Origin of the sequence: Pseudochrobactrum sp. AO18b (genome assembly GCF_000409565.1) — a bacterium.
In the GTDB taxonomy this organism is placed as follows: Bacteria; Pseudomonadota; Alphaproteobacteria; order Rhizobiales; family Rhizobiaceae; genus Pseudochrobactrum; species Pseudochrobactrum saccharolyticum.
In genome coordinates this window covers 1-3,621 of sequence record NZ_ANNO01000207.1, presented here as the reverse complement: position 1 = coordinate 3,621, position 3,621 = coordinate 1, and the positions used below count along the sequence as shown (strand labels likewise).

The 3,621-nt window shown below is 51.3% G+C and carries 2 protein-coding genes and 1 riboswitch; both genes read right to left on the bottom strand.

The window, feature by feature from the left end; translation table 11 throughout:
• Positions 1-42: 42 nt before the first annotated feature.
• Positions 43-2,004 carry a TonB-dependent receptor gene (locus A918_RS19935; RefSeq protein WP_022710664.1) on the bottom strand — a complete coding sequence of 654 codons (1,962 nt, stop codon included), beginning with the start codon at positions 2,002-2,004 and terminating at the stop codon, positions 43-45.
• A 167-nt stretch (positions 2,005-2,171) separates the two neighbouring features.
• A riboswitch (cobalamin riboswitch) is annotated at positions 2,172-2,371 on the bottom strand.
• Between the two features lie 208 nt (positions 2,372-2,579).
• Positions 2,580-3,621: Ldh family oxidoreductase (locus A918_RS0108550; protein ID WP_022710663.1), on the bottom strand; the 1,042-nt coding region annotated here is incomplete at its 5' end.

The following is a 3,621-nucleotide window of genomic DNA, read 5'->3' as shown; positions in this document are numbered from 1 at the left end:
CCCTTTTGGTAAAACTGATGAGGACGGTTAAACGCACCATTCTCAGAAAGAGGCTTTCAAACCGGCAAATGCACCGCGACCCGGTGTATTATAACCGTAGACTTCCTGATATTTTTTATCGAACAGGTTTTCGATACGGGCATAACCTTCAAGCTTATCTGTGAACTTATAGCTGCCGCCGATGTTAACAACGGTGTAGCTACTCAGATTAACGCGGGATGATGCACCACCTATGAAGGCAACATCTTCCATCTTGCCATTGAATACAGCTTCACCGAACAGGCGGGCACGATCCTCATAGAATGTATAAGCCACATTCGCAGAACCTGAATGACGCGGACGACGTACCGCATCAAGGTCATCCGCACCTTTCGAAGAGGTGTAAGTATAGCTACCGCCGGCTGTGAAGCCATGGAACAGGTTCAGCGTTGCAGCCAGTTCCACACCATGACGACGGCTTTTTCCGTCAAGGTTTTTCACTGTTGATGTCCAGTCCGGATTATAGACTGTCACGATCTCATCCCGCAGATCCTGATTGAAATAGGTTACATCTGTAACCAAAAGACCATCAAAGAAAGCATATTCCAGACCGATATCCCAACCAAGGCTTTTCTCAGGCTTCAAGTTCGGATTGCCGACAAAAGTGCTCGGCGTATAACCGAACTGCTCGAAGAAAGTCGGGTTGGTCACACCGGTACCAACGGAACTGTGCAGACGGGCATTTGTATCAGGAATTGCCCATGCCCCGCTCAGGGAGAAAGTCGTGGCGTCGTCAAAATCTTTATTCACATCATGGCGCAAACCAAGATTGACGAAGAACTGATCCGCGAATTCACCATTATATTCGCCGACAAAGGAATACATTGAGCGCTTATGATGTTCAAACTGGGTCGGATCCATCCACGGGTTGGACAAATCATTCTCCGTCGCAATCTGATGGAAACGCTCCTGCTGCCACTCTATACCGCCGGTCATTTTGTGATGTGCATCCGCAAAACTCGGCGTATCAAAAGCATAGGTCGCCTGATAGGACGCCGTATAGCGGCTGCCTTTATTTTCAGCAGGATAGTCCGGTGCAATATATTCATATTTGCGGTCACTGCCGGTGAAACGCAGTTTCTGCGTCAGTGCATCATCCAATGCTGTCCATGTCAGACCAACACTGCCCAGAAGCTCATTCGTCTTACCTTCCAGACCGATTGAATCCAGCGGATTAAGGGATGTCATATTATCAAGATCAGTGCGGTTCTTCACATAACGCAAAGTCGCGTCGAGTTTGGCTGCATCCGACAGATCAATATTGACCTTACCATTCAACGTCAGATTTTCGTCGCCGTCTTTTTCATCGCCGATATTGGAAATATTGAAACCCTTGGTGCGGCGGTATGAGGCGGCCAGCGCTATATCGTAATTTTCAGCGCCGCCCTGCAAAAGCACGCCGCCGAGCCATGAATTCTGGCTGCCTGCTTCTGTTGTACCGCTGATTTTGAAACCATCGCGCTTGCCGCCTTTGGTGATAATATTCACCACACCGGCCAATGCATTTGAGCCCCAGAATGCGCTCTGAGGGCCGCGCAGAATTTCAATCCGGTCGATATCTTCCGCCTGCAAAGCGCCGAAATCATAGGCATCACCGGATGCGGCATTCATTTCAACGCCGTCAACCATCACCAGAAGATGGTTTGCTTCAGCACCGCGCACACGAATATTGGTCATGCCGCCTTTGGAGCCTGAGCGCGACACGGCAAAACCCGGCACCATGCGCAGCGCATCGGCTACATAACGCACCTGATTTTGCTCAAGCTGCTTGCCGGTAATCACAGTTACAGCACGGCCGGTCTTGCCTTCTTCAATTGGCGTGCGTCCGGCGGTGACGAGGATTTCTTTAAGCTGTACCGGTTCCTGCTTTTTTTCTTGCGCCAGTGCATTGCCGAGGCTGAAAACTGTCAAAGCCGTTCCGAGTACCAAAATGGATTTTTTATGCTGCAACAAATTGCGTGTCATGCTGTCCCGCCATAGGTCAGACAATGCACGCTTTATCCGCATTACATTGCCCTGAATGATACAAACCGCATTTGAGACAGGCTGAAAACAACAGGCATATCCGCATACGGCAACATTTTAACAATGTCACCGTCACGGACGTCCGCGCCTGTGCACCCCTCGTGCACCGGCTGGTGACCGGAAAAGGCAGGTCTCCTGACTTGCGGGTCATCACGAACGCTCCGCCTTCCCGTCCTCTCAGACAGTGGCTTACCGGAGGCCGCTCACCGTTACAGTTGCGGGGGCAGTCACGGATTAAGCACCGTGTTCCCTTTTCATTTGTCTGAAACAATGCTGCCCAGACAAAACCTTTTCCATATAAAGCGATAACAATGCACCGCTTCACGGTCAATTCTTAAGCAATTATGAACTGCGTTTTTCAAAGGGGCGTGATACTTGTGCCGCAGTTTCAAAATGATAAAGCATAATTCCTTAAACTTGGATCTGTTTAAGGTAAAATTATGCTCTAATTTTAAAGTGTTAGAGCGACCTCTGTGTGCCAAGTCTGGCACACGGCGCTCTAGACGCTTTAGCCGTTACAGCGCACGGATATCATCGTAAAGTTTCTGCGGAATTGTCACCGTGCCATTGGCCAGACTGCGTTCACGGGCTTCATAGCGGCGCTGCGACGGCAGACGTGCGCCCTGATCTGTAATCGCTGAGAACATTTTCTCCGCCCGCCCCATATGCTCTGCCATTGCTGCGCCGAGGAAACTCTCCGGATTCAAGGCAATCACGATTTCCCCGTGTTTCGGCGTTGCACCGCGGCCATTATCCCATTCCTGAGATTCAAGGCTCAGCATATCGCCAATCAACGGCCCTGCCAGCAATTCTACCATCGCGGAAAGTGCTGATCCTTTATAACCACCGAAGGTCAACATCGCGCCTTGCAATGCAGTCTCGGCATCAGTCGTCGGCTCACCATCTTTATCTACCGCCCAGCCCAATGGGATCGGCTTGCCTGCACGGCGATGCAGTTCTATCTCACCGCGTGCCGCAGCACTGGTAGCAAAGTCGAAAACAAACGGATATTTGCCTGCACGCGGCCAGCCGAAAGCAATCGGATTGGTACCGAACACACCGGTTTTACCACCGGCAGGTGCAACCCATGAATGGCTCGGCACCATCGTCAGTGACACCAGACCATGCTCTGCCAACATTTCCACTTCCGGCCACAGAGCCGAGAAATGCACACAATGATTGATCGCCATCGCGGCAATGCCAAGCTTGCGGGTTTTCTCGACCAGCATCGGCAGGCCTTTTTCCAGCGCCAGCAAAGAATAACCGCCCTTGGCATCTACCGCGACGATACCGCCGGCACGGTCTTCCACAACCGGCACCGCATCCAGAACCACAGCACCGGTTTTAATGGTCTGAGCACAGCTCAGCACCCGGTAAAGTCCGTGAGAGTCGCATTCATCACGCTGGCAGCTTTGCAGCAAACGCGCATTGGCCTGCGCATGTTCTTCAGAAAGACCAAGCTTGATAAAGGTCTTTTCTGCGAGGTTGTAAGCTTCATCCAGCGTGATGGTAATGGTAGCGGTCATGGCTGCGGTATCCTCCCTGCGTATAAAATTT

What these genes read in the sequence shown, in the direction of transcription:
- A918_RS19935 (WP_022710664.1), bottom strand. Translation starts at nt 2,004, where the DNA reads ATGACACGCAATTTGTTGCAGCATAAAAAATCCATTTTGGTACTCGGA.